Annotated in this window: 12 protein-coding genes and 1 pseudogene; 6 read left to right on the forward strand and 7 right to left on the reverse strand. The window is 60.3% G+C overall.

Annotated elements, in window-relative coordinates; genetic code table 11:
- Nucleotides 1-57: 57 nt before the first annotated feature.
- A complete protein-coding gene (locus ACO07T_RS14605) occupies nucleotides 58-1,266 on the forward strand; it encodes a multidrug effflux MFS transporter (protein ID WP_422050017.1) in 1,209 nt (402 codons plus the stop codon).
- Between the two features lie 163 nt (nucleotides 1,267-1,429).
- Here ACO07T_RS14605 and mfd read toward each other — a convergent pair whose 3' ends face one another.
- Nucleotides 1,430-4,897: a transcription-repair coupling factor gene (gene mfd / locus ACO07T_RS14610; RefSeq protein WP_422050018.1), complete on the reverse strand. Its 3,468-nt coding sequence runs from the start codon at nucleotides 4,895-4,897 to the stop codon at nucleotides 1,430-1,432.
- Nucleotides 4,898-4,935: 38 nt separating this feature from the next.
- Entirely contained in the window at nucleotides 4,936-5,469 is a 534-nt protein-coding gene (locus tag ACO07T_RS14615; RefSeq protein WP_422050019.1) for a component of SufBCD complex, read from the reverse strand.
- A gap of 107 nt (nucleotides 5,470-5,576) precedes the next feature.
- Here ACO07T_RS14615 and hemB point away from each other — a divergent pair, with 107 nt between their 5' ends.
- Together hemB and ACO07T_RS14625 are read left to right on the forward strand one after the other, a co-directional pair.
- Nucleotides 5,577-6,572 (forward strand): porphobilinogen synthase, encoded by a 996-nt coding sequence (gene hemB, locus ACO07T_RS14620; RefSeq protein WP_209078926.1) that lies wholly within the window; start codon nucleotides 5,577-5,579, stop codon nucleotides 6,570-6,572.
- Nucleotides 6,573-6,677: 105 nt separating this feature from the next.
- Nucleotides 6,678-7,238, forward strand: a complete 561-nt coding sequence (locus tag ACO07T_RS14625) for a YSC84-related protein (RefSeq protein ID WP_209086473.1) — start codon at nucleotides 6,678-6,680, stop codon at nucleotides 7,236-7,238.
- Nucleotides 7,239-7,478: 240 nt separating this feature from the next.
- On the opposite strand, the gene ACO07T_RS14630 is transcribed toward ACO07T_RS14625, so the two are convergent.
- Nucleotides 7,479-8,351 (reverse strand): NAD(P)-dependent oxidoreductase, encoded by an 873-nt coding sequence (locus ACO07T_RS14630; RefSeq protein ID WP_422050020.1) that lies wholly within the window; start codon nucleotides 8,349-8,351, stop codon nucleotides 7,479-7,481.
- An 81-nt stretch (nucleotides 8,352-8,432) separates the two neighbouring features.
- Between ACO07T_RS14630 and ACO07T_RS14635 the strand changes: the two genes are divergently transcribed.
- Nucleotides 8,433-10,901 carry a penicillin acylase family protein gene (locus ACO07T_RS14635; protein WP_422050021.1) on the forward strand — a complete coding sequence of 823 codons (2,469 nt, stop codon included), beginning with the start codon at nucleotides 8,433-8,435 and terminating at the stop codon, nucleotides 10,899-10,901.
- 43 nt (nucleotides 10,902-10,944) lie between these two features.
- Here ACO07T_RS14635 and hflX read toward each other — a convergent pair.
- The 4 genes and pseudogenes from hflX to trkA form a co-directional block, all read right to left on the reverse strand.
- A pseudogene (hflX, locus tag ACO07T_RS14640) lies at nucleotides 10,945-12,220 on the reverse strand (GTPase HflX).
- On the reverse strand, nucleotides 12,220-12,459 hold the full coding sequence (gene hfq, locus ACO07T_RS14645; RefSeq protein ID WP_008204623.1) for an RNA chaperone Hfq: 240 nt from the start codon (nucleotides 12,457-12,459) through the stop codon (nucleotides 12,220-12,222). The pseudogene hflX and the gene hfq overlap by 1 nt, the downstream one beginning before the upstream one ends.
- 151 nt (nucleotides 12,460-12,610) lie before the next feature.
- Nucleotides 12,611-14,107: a potassium transporter TrkG gene (locus tag ACO07T_RS14650; RefSeq protein ID WP_422050022.1), complete on the reverse strand. Its 1,497-nt coding sequence runs from the start codon at nucleotides 14,105-14,107 to the stop codon at nucleotides 12,611-12,613.
- A 4-nt stretch (nucleotides 14,108-14,111) separates the two neighbouring features.
- Entirely contained in the window at nucleotides 14,112-15,488 is a 1,377-nt protein-coding gene (trkA, locus tag ACO07T_RS14655; RefSeq protein ID WP_209062495.1) for a Trk system potassium transporter TrkA, read from the reverse strand.
- Nucleotides 15,489-15,618: 130 nt separating this feature from the next.
- Between trkA and ACO07T_RS14660 the strand changes: the two genes are divergently transcribed.
- Nucleotides 15,619-16,104 carry a hypothetical protein gene (locus ACO07T_RS14660; protein ID WP_422050023.1) on the forward strand — a complete coding sequence of 162 codons (486 nt, stop codon included), beginning with the start codon at nucleotides 15,619-15,621 and terminating at the stop codon, nucleotides 16,102-16,104.
- A gap of 39 nt (nucleotides 16,105-16,143) precedes the next feature.
- On the forward strand, nucleotides 16,144-16,605 hold the full coding sequence (locus ACO07T_RS14665) for a hypothetical protein (RefSeq protein ID WP_422050024.1): 462 nt from the start codon (nucleotides 16,144-16,146) through the stop codon (nucleotides 16,603-16,605).
- Nucleotides 16,606-16,614 lie beyond the last annotated feature (9 nt).

Consider the following 16,614-nt stretch of genomic DNA (forward strand, 5'->3'; position numbering starts at 1 on the left):
ACGCACAGCGCCTCCCTCAAGCGCGCCCGCATCACAGGCAAAGCACCGGAGACCGTCATGACCAAAGACTCCCTGCCCATGACGCAGGCCGAATTCATCGCGCTGTGCGCCATGATGTTCTCCACCATTGCTTTCTCGATTGACGCGATGCTGCCCGCGCTGCCTGAAATCGCCAACGAGCTCAGCCCCGACGCGCCGTCGCGCGCCACATTGATCATCACCTCCTTTGTGATGGGCATGGGGCTTGGCACCTTTTTCACCGGCCCGCTGTCAGACCGCTTTGGCCGCAAACCCGTGGTGATTGTCGGCGCCATCCTGTTCTCGATCTGCGCCTTCATCGGCTGGCAAAGCGCAACATTGGAATGGGTGCTCGCCGCCCGCTTCTTTCAAGGGATCGGTGCCTCCGGTCCGCGCATCGCCACCATGGCGATTGTGCGGGATCTGTTTGCCGGGCGCGAAATGGCCCGCATCATGTCTTTTGCCATGATGATTTTCACACTGGTTCCCGCCTTTGCCCCGGCCCTTGGCATGGTGATCATTGATTTCTCCTCCTGGCGCGGCATCTTTGTGGCCTTCATTGTCTTCTCGGTGATCTCCATGATCTGGATCGGCACCCGCCTGCCGGAATCCCTCGCTCCGGAAAACCGCCGTCCCTTCAGCTTTGCCAAACTGATGGCAGGGGTGCGGGAAATGTGGGCCATCCCCGCGGTGCGCACCTCCATGCTGGTGCAATCGCTGATCTTTGCTGGGCTTTTTGCCATGATCAGCTCTGTGCAACCGATTTACGAGCAAACCTTTGACCGCGCAGACCAATTTCCGTTCTGGTTCGCCGCAGTCGCACTGTTCTCCGGCACCGCCAGCCTGTTGAATGCAAAGCTCGTGATGGTGCTTGGCATGCGCTATCTGGTCACCGTCGCCATCGCCGCACAGGCGGTCTTTGCCATTGTGATGATTGCCGCCAGCGCCTCACCGGACATTGGCGTTCAGTTCATCGCCTTCGTGATTTGGCAAACCGGACTGTTCTTTTCCATCGGCATGACCATCGGCAATCTCAACGCCATGGCCATGGAGCCGCTTGGCCATATGGCCGGCACCGCCGCCTCGGTGATGGGTGCGATCTCGACCATTCTGGGCGGCCTGCTCGCCACCCCGGTTGGATTGGCTTTTGACGGCACCCCATTCCCGATGGCCCTCGCGCTGTTTGTGTTTGCAGTGATCAGCTTCGCCATGATGCTGCACATGCGCCGTCAGGAAGCGCTGGCTTAACGAAGGGCGCAGCGGCGACTTGGGCGCACACAAGCCCGCGTTCTCATTCGGAAAATATCCCGGGGGTGAGCCGCGTCCAGCGGCGAACGGGCAGCGCCCAGCACCCTCTGCGGTGGCAGAGACAGCGTCTCTTGTTGCCACCACAACCGCCCCCGTCAGCCGCCTACTTCGCAGCTTTGGCCTTGGCGCGCTTCTGCTCGTTCACAACCTTCTGGGCCAGATCACGGGCAATCGCAAAAGCCCCTTTGATCTTGTCAGAGGACTTGGCCCAATCACGCCGCACAACAATCTTGTTGTCTTTGACCTTGGCCAGCCCCTTCTGATCCTGAATGAACTCCACCAACCCCTGCGGGGAGGCAAATTTGTCATTGTGGAACTGAATGGTCGCGCCCTTTGGCCCGCCATCAAGCTTGGCAATTCCGGCTTTCTTGCACATCTCCTTGATGCGAACAATGAGCAGCAAGGTGTTGACCTCTTTAGGCAATTTCCCAAATCGGTCAATCAGCTCGGCGGCAAAGCCCTCAAGCTCCACCTTGCCCTGCAGCCCGCTCAGGCGACGATAGAGCCCAAGGCGCACATCCAGATCCGGCACGTAATTTTCCGGGATCAGCACCGGCACACCCAGATTGATCTGTGGCGCCCATTGGTCATCCCCGTCAGACAGCCCTTCCAGCTCTCCGGCCTTGATCTTGGCAATCGCTTCTTCCAGCATCGACTGATAAAGCTCATAGCCCACATCGCGCATTTGACCAGATTGCTCTTCGCCCAGCAGGTTCCCCGCGCCGCGAATGTCCAGATCTTGCGAGGCCAGCGTAAAGCCTGCCCCCAGCGTATCCAGTGATCCAAGCACCCGCAGGCGCTTCTCTGCCGCCGGGGTCAGCTTCGCCCGTGGTTTGGTGGTCAGATAAGCATAGGCCCGTGTCTTTGAGCGCCCGACCCGTCCCCGGATCTGATAAAGCTGCGCCAGACCAAACATATCGGCGCGGTGCACAATCATTGTGTTAGCCGTCGGGATATCCAGCCCGCTTTCCACAATCGTGGTCGCCAACAGCACATCATATTTGCCGTCATAAAAGGCGTTCATCCGGTCATCGAGCTCACCTGCCGCCATCTGCCCATGGGCGGTGACAAAGCTCACCTCCGGCACATGATCACGCAGGAACTCTTCGATCTCCGGCAGATCGCTGACCCGCGGCACCACATAGAAGCTCTGCCCGCCGCGATAATGCTCGCGCAGCAGCGCCTCGCGCACGGTCACCGCATCAAAGCTGCTCACATAGGTGCGGATCGCCAAACGGTCCACCGGTGGCGTGCCAATGATCGACAGATCCCGCACGCCCGACAGGCTCAGCTGCAATGTCCGCGGGATCGGCGTCGCCGTCAGCGTCAGCACATGCACATCGCTGCGCATCTGTTTCAGCCGCTCTTTATGCGCCACACCAAAGTGCTGTTCTTCGTCAATGATCAGCAGCCCAAGGTTCTGAAACCGCGTATTCTTGGCCAGCAACGCATGGGTGCCGACAACAATATCCACCGTCCCACGGGCCATACCATCGCGGGTTTTCTCCGCTTCCTTTGCCGGAACAAATCGCGACAAGGATCTGACTTCCAAAGGAAATCCGCGAAATCGTTCCGCAAACCCCTTGGCGTGCTGACGTGCCAAAAGCGTGGTTGGCGCAATCACTGCCACCTGCTGGCCAGACATGGCCGCCACAAAGGCCGCGCGCATCGCCACCTCGGTTTTTCCAAAGCCCACATCGCCACAGACCAGCCGATCCATGGGCCGGCCCGAGGAGAGATCGTCAATCACATCTCCAATCGCGCGCAGCTGATCATCGGTTTCCTGATACGGGAAGCGCGCAGAGAACTCTTCCCACGCATGATGCTGCGCCTCCAGCACAGGCGCTGAGCGCAACTCCCGCTCTGCTGCCACCCGGATCAACCGATCCGCCATCTCGCGAATGCGCTCTTTCAGCTTGGCTTTCTTGGCCTGCCAAGCGCCACCGCCCAGCCGATCCAGCAGGCCTTCATCATGGCCGTATTTGGAAAGCAGCTCGATGTTTTCGACCGGCAGGTAAAGCTTTGCGCTCTCGGCATATTCCAGCAGGATACATTCATGCGCGGCCCCGGCCGCCGTGACCACCTCAAGCCCGTGATAACGCCCGATCCCGTGGTCCACATGCACCACCAGATCCCCGGGGCTCAGCGATTGCGTTTCGGTCAGGAAGTTCTCGGCCCGCTTCTTTTTGCGCGGCGCGCGGATCAGGCGATCCCCCAGCACATCCTGCTCGGAAATCACCGTCAGACCGGGGGTCTCAAACCCGTGCTCCAGCGCCCAAACCGCCAGATAGAGCCCTGTTTTACCGATCCGGCTGGCGTCTGTCACCGGAATCGTTTCCGCAAGCCCTTCATCTTCAATGAGCCCGCTCAGACGCTCCCGCGCGCCCTCGGAATAGCTCGCCACAACCACCGGGCCGTCCGGCAATTTCTTGCGAATATGATCCGCCAAAGCTCCGAAAAGGCTCAGGTTTTCCTGCTGACGCTCCGGTGAGAAATTGCGCCCGATGCGCCCGCCCGCATCAATTGTGCCCGGCCCCGACGCCTGCGGCAGAGCCGCAAAATGCAGCATCCGCCGCCCTGCAACCGCCTGATCCCAGGCCTTGTCATCCAGATAAAGCAGCCCCGGCGGCACCGGCTTATAGACCGTGTCCAGCCGCGCCTTCTGCGTCATCGCATGCTGGCGGGTTTCATATTGATCAGCAATCGCCTCCCAACGGGCAAGACGCGCCGCATCTGTCTGATCATCCACGGAAATTGACGCATTGGGCAAATAGTCAAACAGCGTTTCCAGCTCTTCATGGAAGAACGGCAGCCAGTGCTCCACACCCTGATGCTTGCGCCCTGCGCTGATCGCCTCATAAAGCGGATCATCTGTGCCCGCCGCGCCAAATTCGATGCGGTAATTCTGCCGAAACCGCGTGATCACCGCCTCATCCAGAATGACCTCACTCACCGGCGCAAGCTCAATCGCGTCCAATGTCTCTGTTGTGCGCTGTGTGGCCGGATCAAACCGCCGCGCCCCATCCAGCACATCGCCAAAGAAATCCAACCGCACCGGGCCGCTGTCGCCGGGGGGATAAATGTCGATGATGCCGCCCCGAATGGCATAATCGCCTGGCTCCATCACCGTGGGCGCTTGGGAAAATCCCATACGCACGAGGAAGTTACGCAACGCCTCCTCATCCACACGCGCGTTCACCTGCGCCCGGAAGGCCGCCTCTTTCAGGATATTGCGCGCAGGCACGCGCTGCGTCACCGCGTTGAGCGTCGTGAGCAGCACAAACTGCTCCGGCATGCCATGCACCAGTCCTGCCAGCGTCGCCATGCGGGTCGCCGAGATATCGGCGTTGGGCGACACCCGGTCATAAGGCATACAGTCCCACCCCGGAAAGACAATCACCGGCATGTCGGGCTTAAAGAAACTCAGCGCGGCGCGGGTCGCCGCCATGCGCTTGTCATCGCGCGCCACATGGATCACCGGGCCGCCACTTTTGGCCACCTCATTCAGAATGAGTTGGGCATCAAAGCCTTCCGGCGCCCCACCCACAGAGATGTGCTGCGCGTCTTTCATCACTCACGCCTTCATTTTCAATGGGTTACGCCACGGGCTTATCCCAGTGGCGACACCAACAAGTTCTGATACATGCCCCACAGAGAGGTCACAAAAATCGAGATCATCCCGACCAGCTGCACCCAGAAACGGTGCCGCGTCAGCCGTTTACGCAGCGTATCACCGTTCAGATCATCGCGCTTGATGTGCCGAGAGGCGCGCACGCTCATCGCAAACACAAGGCTCATGGGCAGCGCAATCAAGAAGACCGCCTGGGCAAACTCAACAGCGTAGCCAAAGCCCAGAACCGCCAATCCGGTGAGCACAAAGCTCACGATCCCCACCAGCCACATACCGGCAACATCCACCATGTGCAGAATGCGGTTGATATTGATCTGCACCAGCGCGTGAAAATCTTCCTCAAACTGCCCGCCCTTGCGCTTGGCGCGCAGGACCAGATCCCACGGAACGCCCAGCACCCAGTGGCTGGCAGAGGACCAAAACACCGCCAATGCAATCCAGAACCACAGGTTCGAAAAGCTTCGGAAGTCGATGAGTTCTAATACGGTTTGGCTCAGGTCCAAAGTTTTCACTGCCCTTTAAATTTTTAAACGACATACCCTGCCACTGCGGCAATTCCTAGCCTTGAGATGGCGGAATTTCCGTGGCACCTACGGGGCAGCAACACATGGAGCCGATCATGCCCACTTCCCCCGCTGCCTTTCCGACCGCCCGCCTGCGGCGCACCCGCCAATCTGCGGCCGTCCGTGGTCTCGTGCGCGAAAATACGCTCACGGTGGATGATCTGATCTGGCCGGTGTTTGTGCGCGACGGCGAAGGGGTTGAGGAACCTGTGCCCTCCATGCCCGGCGTGATGCGGCGCTCGGTGGATAAAATCGTCGAGGCCGCGCGCGAAGCGGCTGATCTGGGCATCCCTGTGATCTGCCTGTTTCCTTACACCGATCCGGCGCTCAAAACCGAAGACTGCGCCGAGGCCTGGAACCCCGAAAACCTCTCCAACCGCGCCACCCGCGCGATCAAAGCCGCCGTGCCGGAAATCGCCGTGATGACCGACGTTGCGCTGGATCCCTACAACATCCACGGCCATGACGGTTTTGTGGTGAATGGCGAGATCGTCAACGACGCCACTGTGGAGGCGCTGGTGAAGCAGGCGCTCTCTCAGGCAGAGGCCGGTGCAGACATCATTGGCCCTTCTGACATGATGGATGGCCGCATCGGCGCGATCCGCACGGCCCTTGAGGCAGGCGGGCACCACAATGTCATGCTGATGAGCTATGCCGCCAAATATGCCTCTGCCTTTTACGGACCCTTCCGCGATGCGGTGGGCGCATCCGGCGCGCTCAAAGGCGACAAAACCACCTATCAGATGGATCCGGCAAATTCGGACGAAGCCCTGCGCCTTGTGGCCCGCGATCTCGATGAAGGCGCGGATATGGTCATGGTGAAGCCCGGCATGCCATATCTGGATATCTGCCGCCGCGTGAAAGACAGCTTTGGCGTGCCGACCTTTGCCTATCAGGTGTCCGGCGAATACGCGATGATCCAGGCCGCCGCGCAAAACGGCTGGATCGACGGTGACCGCGCCATGGTGGAAAGCCTGATGGCCTTCAAACGCGCCGGATGTGACGGGATTTTGACCTATTTTGCCCCCGAAGTGGCCCGCAAAATCGGGTAGAGCTTTGCAGATCTAGTGACATAGACCTTCAGGCCGTCTATACTGCCGGAAAGCCGGATCAAAACCGGTGAACTGAGCAGACTTCAACAAACACAGGCAAAGACCATGACCAATCTCACCCGACGCGGCTTCGCGCTCACCGGCCTTGCAGCCGCTGGCGTCACCGCTGCATGTGGCAACGGTGTTGGCTCCAATGGCGCAAGCGAAATTGACGCCCGCGCGGATGCAACCCTCAGCTACCTCTATTCCGAATATCCGAACACCACCGACCTGCGCGACAAAGCCGCCGGCATTCTGGTGATGCCGCTGGTCACCGAGGCCGGATTTGGCTTTGGCGGCGGCTACGGCCGCGGCGCCCTGCGCGTGAATGACGTGACCGTGGATTACTACTCTGCCACCAAAGGCAGCGTGGGCCTGCAAATCGGCGCCCAGCAACACGCCCATGTGCTGTTCTTCATGACCGAAGGCGCACTCGCAGATTTCCGCAGCTCCAATGGTTGGGCCGCAGGTGCAGGCGCACAATATGTGGTCGCCAACGAAGCCGGCAACCTGAGTGCCGAAACCACCAACCTGCTCGCCCCGGTGATCGCCGTGATCTTTGGCCAGGCAGGCCTGAAAATCGGCGCCACTTTGGAAGGCATCAAATACAACCGCATCATCCCGTAAGCGGTTTATTTTCCAAAGAAAAATCGCAGGCCACCCCCTGCGCTTTTTTTTTGATTCCAGACCATCGTCCTGAAAATCTGAAACGAGTGTAGCGCCTCACATAGACCGGCCCCCGACCCTGGGTGGGGGTGAAGCCCCCTCCCTTGGGGAGGGTCGGGGGCTGGTCGGCTTCGCCTCCTACACACTGATGGAAACCAAGCGCTTCAGGTTTTCTGGACCATGATCTAAAGGATCCGAAATTCAATCCAGCGCGCGCAGGCGTTTGATCAGGCTGGAGGTGTCCCAGCGTCCGCCGCCCAGTTTCTGCACGTCTTTGTAGAACTGATCGACCAGCGCCGTCACCGGCAGGCTTGCGCCGATCTCATCGCCAGTGGAGAGCACAATGCCCAGATCCTTGCGCATCCAGTCCACCGCAAAACCGTGGTCAAACTCGTCGTCAATCATGGTCTCATAGCGGTTCTGCATCTGCCAGCTGCCCGCCGCGCCACCCGCGATCACATCGACCACCGCGCGGCCATCCAACCCGGCTTTCTCCGCAAAATGCAGCCCCTCTGACAGCCCCTGCACCAGACCGGCAATACAGATCTGATTGACCATCTTGGTCAGCTGCCCGGCCCCGCTTTCGCCCAGCCGTTTGATCGAGCGCCCATAGGCCTGCATGATCGGCTCCGCCGCATCGTAGGCCGCCTGATCGCCGCCACACATGATTGACAGAATGCCGTTCTCAGCCCCCGCCTGACCACCAGACACAGGCGCATCCACAAAAGCGATGCCCTGCGCTTTGCCCGCTGTGTAAAGCTCTGCGGTCACTTTGGCCGAAACCGTGGTGTGATCCACAAAGGTGCTGCCCTCTGACATGCCTTCAAAAGCACCGTCATCGCCAAGGCAAACCGAGCGCAGATCGTCATCATTGCCCACACAGCACATCACAAATTCTGCACCGGCAACCGCCTCGCGCGGGGTCGCCGCAAATCCGGCCCCATATTCCTTGGCCCAGGCCTCCGCTTTGGCGGTGGTGCGGTTGTAAACCGTCACCTCATGGCCCTCTTTCGCCAGGTATCCCGCCATCGGATACCCCATCACTCCCAAGCCCAAAAACGCAACTTTTGCCATCGGCTTTCCCCTTGCTTTCATTCGTCGTAATACTTGTCTCGCCTGCGCAAGCAGAAGGCAAGGACTATAAGAGGCAGACCCATGGCGGCATTTTTCAGATGGCTTTTGCGCATTGCCAGCGGCTTGGTGATTCTCACCGTGCTCGGCGTGATGCTGATCTATTTCCTCGCCTCCCGCAGCTTGCCGGACTACGACAAGACCTTTGCCGCGGCCGGCGTCTCCGCACCGTTGGAGATTGTGCGCAACAATGCCAATGTGCCGCATATTTTCGGGGAAACCGACGAGGATGTGTTCTTTGGTCTCGGCTATGCCCACGCGCAGGACCGTCTCTGGCAGATGCTCACCATGCGCCGCACAGCTCAGGGGCGGCTCTCTGAGGTCTTTGGCACCCGCACGCTGGAAATCGACAAGCTCATGCGGCGGCTCGACATCGCGGGCGCTGCCCAGCAATCAGTCTCCGCGCAGGATCTGGAGGTGCTGGCCGCGCTTCAGGCCTATGCCCGTGGCGTGAACGCGCGCATTGACGAGGTCAACCGCTCCGCTCTGGGCCGCGGCGCACCGGAGCTCTTCCTCTTCAAACAAGCCTTCTCTCCGTGGCAGCCTGCTGACACCATCGCCCTGCAAAAGCTCATGGCCCTGCAGCTCACAGGCCAGATGCAATCAGAAGTTCTGCGCGCGCGCACCTCTCTAGCGATCAATGATATCAATCGCTTGGCGGACATTCTTCCAGATGCGCCCGGCACCGGTGTCGCCGCGTTGCCGGAATATGCCAGCCTTGTTCCCGGCACGCCGCGCTATGCCGCGAGCAAGCCTCTGCCCGCCCATCCGCTCTCACCTTTCAAGATCCCCGCGCTGTCAGGCGCCTCCAACGCCTGGGCCGCCGCGCCCACCCGCAGCGCCTCCGGAGGCACCCTTCTGGCCAATGATCCGCACCTCGGCCTGACCGCGCCGTCGATCTGGTATCTCGCCCGTCTGGAGCTGCAAAGCGGCGGCGTGATCGGCGCAACCATCCCCGGCATTCCCGTTGTGCTTTCCGGCCGCAGCGAGGCTTTGGGCTGGGGCATCACCGCCGCCTATGTGGATGATCAGGACCTATATATCGAAGAGCTCGACCCCAGCGATCCGGAGCGCTACCGCACACCGGACGGCTTCAAAACCTTTGAAACCCGCAAGTCGATCATCACCATCAAAGATCACAGTCCGGTCACCCTGACCCTGCGCTGGACAGAAAACGGCCCCGTCCTGCCGGGCACAGATTTCAACCTCGCCGCCATTACGCCTCCGGGCCATGTGGCCGCCCTGCGCTGGACCGCGCTCAGCCCGAAAGACCGCTCCACCACCGCGCTTTTGGATTTGATGTATGCCGACTCTGTTGAACGCGCCATTGAGGTCACCAAACAGCACGTCGCCCCCGGCCTCACGCTCACACTGGCGGACAAAGACAACATCGGCATGGCCCTCATCGGTGCCGTCCCACGCAGAGACAGCGCGCACCAAAGTCGCGGGCGCCTGCCGTCGCTGGGGGCGCTTGCCGAAAACCGCTGGCAGGGCGTGTTTGATGCGGCCAACAACCCGTCATTTGTGGAACCCGTGGGCGGCATCGTCGGCAACACCAACAACAAATTCATCGACCGCCCCTTCCCCCAGCATATCTCCTATATCTGGGGCGACAGTCAGCGCATCCAACGCTGGCAACGCCTGATGCAGGGCCGCCGCGTCCACACCCGCGACAGCTTTATCGAGGCCCAGCTCGACACCGTCAGCTTCTCCGCCCGCTCGATCCTGCCGCTGATTGGCGCAGAGCTCTGGTTCACCGGAGAAGCCGCCCCCGAAGGCAGCCGCGAACGCCAGCGCCAGCGCGCGCTCACGCTATTGTCTGAGTGGAATGGCGAAATGAACGAACACCTGCCGGAGCCGCTGATCTATGCCGCATGGGTGCGCGCGCTACAGGAGCGCCTGATCCGCGACGATCTTGGCCCGCTGGCCGATGAGTATACCCATGTGGAGCCGCTCTTTATCGAACGTGTTTTCCGCAACATCGACGGCGCCGCCGCATGGTGTGACGTGCGCCAAAGCGTGCCTCAGGAAACCTGCGCCGATATGGCCAAACTTGCGCTGGATGACGCGCTCATCACCATTGAAGAGCGTTACGGCCCACAGCTTGAATCCCTGCGCTGGGGCGATGTCCATCAGGCCACCCATGACCATCAGGCGCTTGGCGAGGTGCCGATCCTGCGCTTCTTTGTGAACATCCGCCAATCCACCTCTGGGGGCGACAACACACTTCAGCGCGGCAAAACAAGCGGCATCGGTGAAAACCCGTACCACAACGTCCACGCCGCCGGCTACCGCGGGGTCTATGACTTCGCCGATCCCGACAGCTCGGTTTTTGTGATCTCCACCGGCCAGTCCGGCCACTTCCTGTCGCGCTTTTATGACGACATGGCCCAGCTGTGGCGCCGCGGCGAATATATTCCGATGTCATTGGATGAAGAGCTGGCCCGCGCCGCTGCTGTTGGCGTCACGCGGATCGAACCGATGGCGCAGTAATCCTGCGCCATCAATATCTTAGGATGTGGTCTTAAGGTCTCTGTCAGAGGCTTTCAAACTGCGCCCGCTGCTTGGCGCTCCACAGCACGGTGATCTCAAAGCCCTCTTCTGTCTGGGCTTCTTCCTCCACGATGCCCTCTTTAAAGAGCCACGCCCGTGCCTTGCCCGCCGCAAAGCTCAGCTTCAGCGTCTCGCGGCTCTTCTCGCTGGCCAAAGCCTGCTGGATCGCCGCAAACATCTCATCAAGACCCTGCCCGCTCACAGCGGACACCGCAAAGATATCCTCTTCGCGCTCCGCCTTGGCGACCATCGCATCGCGATCATCCGCGCTCAGCAGGTCAATCTTGTTCCAGACCTCGATCTGCGGCGTTTCTTCATTGAGCCCAAGGGTCTCAAGGATGGTGCGCACATCTTCGGCCTGATGCTCCGTTTCCGGATGCGCAATGTCGCGCACATGCAGCACCAAATCTGCGGCCAGCACCTCTTCCAGCGTCGCCCGAAAGGCCGCCACAAGCTGCGTTGGCAGATCACTGATGAAACCCACCGTGTCCGACAGGATCACCTCAGGGCCGTTGTTGGGCAGCTCCACCGCGCGCATGGTCGGATCAAGCGTGGCAAAAAGCATGTCTTTCGCCATCACATCTGCACCGGTTACACGGTTGAAAAGTGTGGATTTTCCGGCGTTTGTGTAGCCCACCAGCGCGACAATCGGAAACGGCACCTTGGCGCGCGCCTTCCGGTGCAACTCGCGGGTCTTCACAACCTTCGCAAGCTGGCGGCGCAACCGCACCAACTGGTCGTCAATCGCGCGACGGTCCGCCTCGATCTGGGTTTCCCCCGGACCGCCCACAAAGCCAAGTCCGCCCCGCTGACGCTCAAGGTGGGTCCAGGCCCGCACCAGTCGCGTGCGCTGATAAGACAGCGCGGCCATCTCCACCTGCAACACACCCTCACGGGTGCGCGCCCGATCCGAGAAGATCTCCAAGGATCAACCCGGTCCGGTCCAGCAGTTTGACCTTCCACTCTTTTTCCAGATTGCGCTGCTGCACAGGGGTGACCGGCCCGTCGATCAGGACAAGCTCCACCTCATTGGCCTTAAACAGCGCCTTCAGTTCTTCGATTTTACCGCTGCCAAACAGCTTGCCGGGCTGGGCTTTGGGCAGGCGCACGACGTTTGAGCCCACCACCTCCAGTTCCGGCAAAGCCGCCGCAAGCGAAATGGCCTCTTCCAACGCGAAAGAGGCCTCGCGCCGCTGATCAGCGCCAGTGATATCGGGATGCAGGACCCAAGCGCGGGTGACCTGCGTGTCATGCTCCATCAAGAGGCGTCTTCACCTTCATAAAGAGAAATCGGCTGCGCCGGCATGATTGTCGAGATCGCGTGTTTGTAGACCAACTGGCTCTGACCATCGCGGCGCAGCAGCACACAAAAGTTGTCAAACCAGGTGATCACACCCTGCAGTTTCACACCGTTGATCAGAAAAATGGTCACCGGAACTTTGGTTTTCCGGACGTGGTTCAAAAATGCATCTTGGAGATTCTGTCGATCCGAAGCCATGTCGTGCTTGCCTTTGTTCTTGTTTGTGCATCGGGATAGGTATGCAGTCGCGAGTATGGAGCGCACATTCTATGACTTACCAGCCTAAAATGACGCCTTTTTAAACCGCTACGGGGTCAACCGCATCATTTCTGCCACAAGTCCGGTGAAATCAGGGCGATGACCGCCAAGCGCCTCCAACCGTCCGGCAATCATAGCTGCACAAAGAATAAGCTTTTCCACCGGCCCCAACGACGAAATCGCAATTGGGAACTCGCCCGGCCACCTGCGTCAACGGCCCCGCCGTTGTCAGCGCGGAGACCGCCAGAATAAGCGCCTCCTCAAAGCTGTTTCCGGCAAGCGCCAGCAGCAGGGTCACAGCTGCAAGCGACAGGGCAAACAGCATGAAAAACACCCAGGCAATCACCGCGCCGCGCCGTCTCAGCCCGCGCGCACCGGCCCGCTTGCGCCCCAGAACCACATTGGGATGCACCAGCCGCTCCATCTCACCCAGCCCCTGCACGTAGAGCGCATAGACCCGCAGCAGCTTCACACCGCCCGCCGTGGTCGCCACACCACCGCCCACCATGGCCAGCGCCAGCAGGATCAGGCCCGGCGTCTGCAATCCGCTCCAGTCCCGCGCCACATGCCATTCCGAGCTTTCAAAACCGGTGGTGGTCAGAAAGCTCATCACCGTGAAAATCCCGCCCCAGGCGGCTTTCAGACCGGCCAGCGGATCGCTCACATCTTCTTCGCTCAGCGCCCCGAACCAGTGGCGCATGAACAGCATCACCGCCACCACCATCACGATCAGAAACCCCAGCCGCAGCTCCGGATCTTCGAGCAGGCTGTTGCGCCGCACCGCCCCCGTGTCAGAGCTGAAGGTGCTGCGCGACAGGGCAAACAGCAGGAACAGGAAGATGATCATCTCCCCTGCAACGCCGGAATTGCTGTTCTGTACCCCTACGCCGGTGGTGATCCCGCTGGTCGAAAGCGTCGCCATGGCGTTCATCAGCCCGACAATCGGGCGATCCCCCAGCACCACCAGCATGATCCACAGCGCGCCGGTCAGGCCAACATAGATCGGCAACAGCGCCTGCGCCGCGCGGCTCCAGCGCTTCATCGGGCGCGCGCGCTGCATATGGGTCTGGCCGGTATCAAGCTGCCCGGGTTCCCCCATGGCCGTCACTTCAAATCCGCCAAGGCTCAGCGGCGCCAGAACCGCCGCCGCCGCCACCCACATCAACAGCCCGCCAAGCCAGCCCACCATCCCGCGCCACAGATGCACCGCATCCGTCAGCATGCTGGCCGGCTCATAGGTGGTCATCCCGGTGGTGGTCAGGCTGCTGACCATCTCAAAGTAGACATCCACATAGGGCACCACACCAAGTGTTTCATACATCGGCAACGCCAGCACTGCCGGTAACAGCGCAAGCGCCAAAAACAGCGCTTTGAGGTTGTCCACCGTGCGCGTGCGCCCCCGCGTGCCATGCACCGCAATCGCTATGAGCGTGCAGACAAACAGCACCATCGTGCCGGAATAGAAAAAGCTGCGCGACACAAAATGGTCGTTCTGCACCAGTGCCACCGCCGCAGGCACATACATCAGCAGCCCTGAAATCAGGACCATCTGCACAAACAGCGGGATTTGAGACAGGCGCAGCGTCATCGGCTCAGAAGAAGTCGATGGAGACCTGCAACAGCTGCTCCACCCCCGGCACATCCGCCGACAGGGAGAACAGCACAATCACGTCCCCTTCATTGATGCGCGTGCCGCCTTTGGGTTTCACAACCTCTTTGCCCTTCTGGATCGCACCAATCAGCACGCCTTCCGGGAAAGCCACATCGCGCACCTGCTGCCCTGCAATCGGCGAGGTCGAGAGAACTTCGGCTTCAATGATCTCCGCCTCGGTATCGCCGACCGAATAGACCTCGCGCACCCGCCCGTGGCGGATATGGCGCAGGATCGAGCTCACCGTGGTGGCGCGCGGGTTGATAAAGGCATCAATGCCCAAAGGCGGCATCAAAGGCGCAAGTGTCGGGTCATTGATCAGCGCAATCGCCAGCGGGCAGCCTGCCGATTTGGAGCGCACAGAGGCCAGCATATTGGTCTTGTCATCATCGGTGACTGCCAAAATGGCGTCTGCGCGGTCCGCGCCCGCCTCTGCGAGCAGTGCGGCGTCCAGACCATCCCCGTTCAGAACAATCGTGCGCTCCAGCGCTTCGGCGGCGCGCTCCGCCACGCGGCGGTCCTTCTCGATGATCTTTGTGCGGATACGGTGCGCGCTCTTCTCCAGACGCTGCGCCACCATCAGGCCGACGTTGCCGCCGCCGACAATCACCGCACGCTCTTGCTTTTTCTGAACCTTGCCAAAGACTTCCATGGTGCGGCTCACGTCCTCAACAAAGCTGAAGACATAAATTTCATCACCCACAAACAGCTGGTCACCCGGCTCTGGCGCAAACAGCGTGCCATGACGGCGCACGCCCACAACCACCGCATTCAGCGTGGAAAACAGATCGGTCAACTGCCGCAAAGGCGTGTTCACCACCGGACAATCCTCATCCAGCACCAGCCCCAGCATCTGCACCTTGCCTTCCAGGAAGGTCTCCGTGTCAAAGGCATTGGGCGCCGTCAGCCGTTTGAGCGCCGCATCCGCCACCTCAAGCTCGGGCGAGATCACCACGTCAATCGGCATGTGATCGCGCCGGTAAAGATCGGAATAAAGCACATCCAGATAAGACTGGCTGCGCAGTCGGGCGATCTTGCGCGGCACGGAAAACACCGAATGCGCCACCTGACAAGTCACCATATTGACCTCGTCAGAATAGGTGGCCGCAATCAGCATATCCGCATCGCGCGCGCCCGCACGGTCCAGCACATCAGGATAGCTCGCAAACCCTGCGATCCCCTGCACATCCAGCGTGTCCGTGGCGCGGCGCACCAATTCGGGGTTGTTGTCCACAACGGTGACATCGTTGTTTTCACCGGACAAATGGCGAGCAATCTGCCATCCGACCTGACCGGCCCCACAGATAATGACCTTCATATGCTTCCCTCAAGGGTTTGTCTGTCCGACATGCCAGAGAGCGCCAATCAGGTCAATTGCAAGCATTGACGCCAGTCCCGTTTGGGTTTCTTCTTAGGGCGCAAACTAAATTATGAAGTGAGATAAGAAGATGCGGCAAACTGTTGTTATATTTGCGGCTCTTACAACGGTCTTGGCGAGCTGCGCCCCGACCACTTACTCAGGCTACGCCAAATCCGGGGTCACCCGCGAAACAGCTGCATATGATGACACGGCCTGTTCTGTAGAAGCCAACAAACTCTTCCCAGCAGCGACATTCACCACAACGGTCTATTCCGGCTACCACGGCGGCTATGGCGGCTACGCCGGCGGCTATTGGGGCGGCTATCCCGGCTATTGGGGCGGCAGCCATGTTCAGGTTCAGGACGCCAACGCCGGTCTGCGGGCCGAGCATCGCTCCGACTGTATGACGCTGAAGGGATACACTCCTGTGACCCACCCGATCTGCACTGAGGATCAACTCGCCGGGCGCCAATATGCGGCCATTTCCGGCGCGCCTGCTCCGGCGTCCAACATCTGCGCCCTGCGGGCCAAAGGCGGCGGCGTTGCCCTGATTGATCTCAGCAAACCCATCTAACCCCAAACCATCTAACCAAAAATACAGTAAAGGTTCATTGTGTCCTTCGTAAAATACCCCGCCCTAGCCGCCTCGCTATTTGTTGTTCTCAGCGGCTGCACCGAGTTTGGCACCTACTACAAAGAAGGTGTCACCAAATCAGAACTCAACATCGACCGTGGCCAGTGCAACCGCGCCGCAGCCGATGCCTATCCGCCCAACATTGTCACCGACTGGTGGCCGATCTATGACCGCTACGGCCGCGTCGTCAGCCATCGCACCGAGCAATATGACATCAACGAAGGCCCCCGTCACACCGCTGTGCGCAGCTGCATGACGGAGAAAGGCTATGAGAGGGTTCAGATCCCCTACTGCAAGGACGAGCAGCTTGGTGAAAATCACTATGCCAAGATCGAGGTCGCCCCGGAGCTGACCCCCAGCATCTGCGGTCTGCGCACCGAAGATGGCGGCCGCGTGCTGATCGATCTGAGCAAGCCGATCTCAAGCAAATCCAGCGGCTAGATCATCGCC

This window comes from Shimia sp. (genome assembly GCF_965227725.1).
Classification (GTDB): Bacteria; Pseudomonadota; Alphaproteobacteria; order Rhodobacterales; family Rhodobacteraceae; genus Shimia.

Coding starts and splice junctions, on each gene's coding strand:
- ACO07T_RS14630 (WP_422050020.1), bottom strand. CDS start 8,351: ATGGCAAAAGTTGCGTTTTTGGGCTTGGGAGTGATGGGGTATCCGATG.
- hemB (WP_209078926.1), top strand. CDS start 5,577: ATGCCCACTTCCCCCGCTGCCTTTCCGACCGCCCGCCTGCGGCGCACC.
- mfd (WP_422050018.1), bottom strand. CDS start 4,897: ATGAAAGACGCGCAGCACATCTCTGTGGGTGGGGCGCCGGAAGGCTTT.
- ACO07T_RS14605 (WP_422050017.1), top strand. CDS start 58: ATGACCAAAGACTCCCTGCCCATGACGCAGGCCGAATTCATCGCGCTG.
- hfq (WP_008204623.1), bottom strand. CDS start 12,459: ATGGCTTCGGATCGACAGAATCTCCAAGATGCATTTTTGAACCACGTC.
- ACO07T_RS14650 (WP_422050022.1), bottom strand. CDS start 14,107: ATGACGCTGCGCCTGTCTCAAATCCCGCTGTTTGTGCAGATGGTCCTG.
- ACO07T_RS14625 (WP_209086473.1), top strand. CDS start 6,678: ATGACCAATCTCACCCGACGCGGCTTCGCGCTCACCGGCCTTGCAGCC.
- ACO07T_RS14660 (WP_422050023.1), top strand. CDS start 15,619: ATGCGGCAAACTGTTGTTATATTTGCGGCTCTTACAACGGTCTTGGCG.
- trkA (WP_209062495.1), bottom strand. CDS start 15,488: ATGAAGGTCATTATCTGTGGGGCCGGTCAGGTCGGATGGCAGATTGCT.
- ACO07T_RS14635 (WP_422050021.1), top strand. CDS start 8,433: ATGGCGGCATTTTTCAGATGGCTTTTGCGCATTGCCAGCGGCTTGGTG.